Source organism: Paenibacillus sp. P4_A7 (assembly GCF_056402455.1).
Genome location: NZ_JBFUHJ010000593.1, coordinates 1 through 2,905, shown reverse-complemented (window position 1 = coordinate 2,905; position 2,905 = coordinate 1). Strand labels below are relative to the sequence as shown.

Below are 2,905 nucleotides of genomic sequence, written 5' to 3'. Positions count from 1 at the left end.
CTACTATATACAGGTAGCATCCTAATTTCAACGATAGAAGGCGGTTAAATTGATGCGTAAGGCACAATTACACGCCAAGCCTTTACCCGATCCTCCAATGTTCGCATTTTCTGAGTTGGTATTGGACTTGACGAAGGGAGCTTGAATAAAGTCACATTACGAAAGCTTTCATGCCCTTTGTAAAATTTCTGAAAGGTATCATAGGCTTTGCTACCGTTAAAAGCAAAGCATTGCAACTGCGGATATTTTGCGATCAGCTCTGGCAGCTTCTGAGGAACCTCATCCTTTATTTTCACATCCAAGCTTCCTTCGCGTTCGCAAGACTCGATGACATCCCACAGCGCCAATCGATGCTCTTTCAAGAAGGCAAGCCGATTCTCATAGATGGGATCAGGTGCTGTCTCAGCAAATAAACGATATAGGATGGGCCACATGAAATTTTGCGGATGCCCGTAAAATTGCTTATGCTCCAATGACTTTACGCTTGGTGCGGTTCCTAGGATAAGCACTTGTGCCCGTTCATCAATGACTGGTGGAAATGAGTAAATACGCATTCACTAATCCTCCTAGTTGCGAATTGTTACAGAAAACACATTATTATAAGAGGTAATGTATCATTATTTTAATTCTATTATACCCAAATAGGGTTGTCCCTATGGTCTTCTCAGACCTTTTGGGACAACCCTTTAATTGTTAACCTTATTGCAAGACTTAAACGCGATTAATGGTAAACTCGAATGTCATGTCTTGATCAGCTTTTATCGTATACTCTTCGTGAACTGGCGCACCCCAGCTGTCGTCACYGCCGACGCCCATTTGCCGCCCAGCTACTGTGATAACTGTATAATGCACCTCTGGAAGCTCATAGTGATGCTGTGCGCTCTCCAGTTCAATCGCTGTGTAGGGAGAAATATTACACTCTACTGGCTCGCCTGAGGCAATAATTCGAATGCCTCTTCCTTTCCGGTCAAGCACGCTCGCACGGCGAACACCGGTACGGTTGCCTGATTCCTGCGGTACGACATAACCAGATACATTATCGGCAGCCGTATTTTTGAACAGCCCCAGTCTAGCACCATCAGGCAATCGTGAAGAAAGATCGCTACGGCAAAGAGTTTCTCGCGTATGGTGGTGACTTTGGCAATCGTCATACCGATTTCGGCTTCTGTACGAACGAAATTGTCTATGCAGACCGTAAGGTTTCACCGAAGCTGCTTAATACAATCACTTCAATATTGGGATAATGCAGCTTAATGAGCTTAGTCAACTCTTCACCATCCATCCCTTGTCTGATCAATATTTCATCATCTACGATTAGCACTTTGCAATATTCGTTTGTCGTCAAGATGATCCCTTCAACTGCTACTTGATCCTGCCTCCACTATTGCGGGAACGCAATGTAACCTTCATTATAACCGAAATAAAAAAAAGAGCCTGAACCCAGCATCTTCACTAGGTCAAACTCTTCGTATGTTTCGATCAGAAAATTTACTTCAAGAAGCCTAGCAGCATTTCACGAATAACCTTCGCTGCAACGATTTGTGTTTGCTCCGTTGGGTCGTATGCTGGTGCTACCTCGACTAAGTCGAAGCCAACAACGTTAACTCCGGAACGAGCAATGGCATGAACCGCTTCGATAAGCTCCTTCGAAGTAATGCCGCCCGCTTCTGCTGTACCTGTACCAGGTGCTGCGGAAGGATCAAGCACATCGATATCAATCGTCAAGTAAACGGGACGACCTTTTAGCTCTGGAAGCACCTTTTTCAGCGGCTCCAGTACCTCAAAAGGATGGAAGTTAATGTTCTCTTTCGCATATTGCCATTCCTCACGAGATCCTGAACGAATACCGAATTGATAAATGTTCTGAGGACCCATTAAGCCTGCCGCTTTACGCAGCGGCGTCGAGTGAGACAATGGTTCACCTTCATATGACTCACGAAGATCGGCATGAGCATCGAAGTGAATAATCGCAAGATCAGGATATTTTTTATAAACTTCTTGGAAGATTGGCCACGAAACGAGATGCTCGCCGCCGAGTCCAACCGGAACTTTGCCGTCGTCTAACACACCGCGCACGAATTCACCGATGATTTCGAGACTGCGTGCCGCGTTTCCAAATGGAAGCAGCAGGTCGCCGGCATCAAAATATTCGATGTCCTCCAGACTGCGATCGAGGTAAGGGCTATACTCTTCAAGCCCGATTGATACCTCGCGTATACGAGGAGGACCGAAGCGCGAACCTGGACGGAAGCTAACGGTAAAGTCCATCGGCATGCCGTAGATGACAGCTTTGGAGTTCTCGTAATTGTCCGAGCTCAGGATAAAGACGTTACCGGAATATTTTTGGTCGAGTTTCATTAAGCTTGTCCTCTCTTTCTTATGCGCAGCTGCTCTTACTTAATGAGATCTTCAACAAATTTAGGCAGTACGAAAGCTGCTTTGTGAAGACGCGCTGTATAATATTTGGTATCAATTTCTGGAATGGCGGACTCATCAACTGCAGTCGGATCATACTTCTTGCTGCCCATTGTAAATGTCCACATGCCACTTGGGTATGTCGGGATATTAGCTGTATATACACGAACGATAGGGAATACTTCCTTCACGTCTTTGTTAACGCTTTGAATAAGATCAGCCTTGAACCAAGGATTGTCTGTTTGTGCAACGAAGATACCGTCTTCCTTCAAAGCTTCGTAGATCCCTTGGTAGAAGCCGCGCGTGAACAGGTTGGCAGCAGGACCAACTGGCTCAGTGGAATCAACCATAATAACATCGTACGTATTTTTGTGATCATGAATGTGCATGAAACCGTCATTTACAAGAACCTCTACACGCGGATTGTCGAGCTCGCCCGCGATTGAAGGCAAATATTTTTTCGAATATTCAATAACCTTGCCGTCAATGT

4 protein-coding genes and 2 pseudogenes are annotated in these 2,905 nt (G+C 45.4%); 1 reads left to right on the top strand and 5 read right to left on the bottom strand.

Annotation, left to right across the window (positions count from 1 at the left end):
• Nucleotides 1-44 precede the first annotated feature (44 nt).
• Nucleotides 45-554, bottom strand: a complete 510-nt coding sequence (locus AC1DWN_RS31540) for a DNA-deoxyinosine glycosylase (protein ID WP_477562800.1) — start codon at nucleotides 552-554, stop codon at nucleotides 45-47.
• A 157-nt stretch (nucleotides 555-711) separates the two neighbouring features.
• A pseudogene (locus AC1DWN_RS31535) lies at nucleotides 712-1,077 on the bottom strand (beta-galactosidase small subunit); the annotation flags it as partial.
• Between the two features lie 2 nt (nucleotides 1,078-1,079).
• Between AC1DWN_RS31535 and AC1DWN_RS31530 the strand changes: the two are divergent.
• Nucleotides 1,080-1,214: pseudogene (locus AC1DWN_RS31530) on the top strand (glycoside hydrolase family 2 TIM barrel-domain containing protein); the annotation flags it as partial.
• Here the strand turns inward: AC1DWN_RS31530 and AC1DWN_RS31525 are convergent.
• From AC1DWN_RS31525 to AC1DWN_RS31515, 3 genes are all read right to left on the bottom strand, one after another.
• Nucleotides 1,184-1,345 carry a hypothetical protein gene (locus AC1DWN_RS31525; protein ID WP_477562801.1) on the bottom strand — a complete coding sequence of 54 codons (162 nt, stop codon included), beginning with the start codon at nucleotides 1,343-1,345 and terminating at the stop codon, nucleotides 1,184-1,186. The pseudogene AC1DWN_RS31530 and the gene AC1DWN_RS31525 overlap by 31 nt on opposite strands.
• Nucleotides 1,346-1,488: 143 nt before the next feature.
• Nucleotides 1,489-2,358 (bottom strand): agmatinase, encoded by an 870-nt coding sequence (gene speB / locus AC1DWN_RS31520; RefSeq protein WP_477562799.1) that lies wholly within the window; start codon nucleotides 2,356-2,358, stop codon nucleotides 1,489-1,491.
• Nucleotides 2,359-2,393: 35 nt separating this feature from the next.
• Nucleotides 2,394-2,905: fused MFS/spermidine synthase (locus AC1DWN_RS31515; protein WP_477562798.1), on the bottom strand; the 512-nt coding region annotated here is incomplete at its 5' end.

Excerpts from the sequence above, each read along its gene's own strand:
- speB (WP_477562799.1), bottom strand. The coding sequence starts at position 2,358 with ATGAAACTCGACCAAAAATATTCCGGTAACGTCTTTATCCTGAGCTCG.
- AC1DWN_RS31540 (WP_477562800.1), bottom strand. The coding sequence starts at position 554 with ATGCGTATTTACTCATTTCCACCAGTCATTGATGAACGGGCACAAGTG.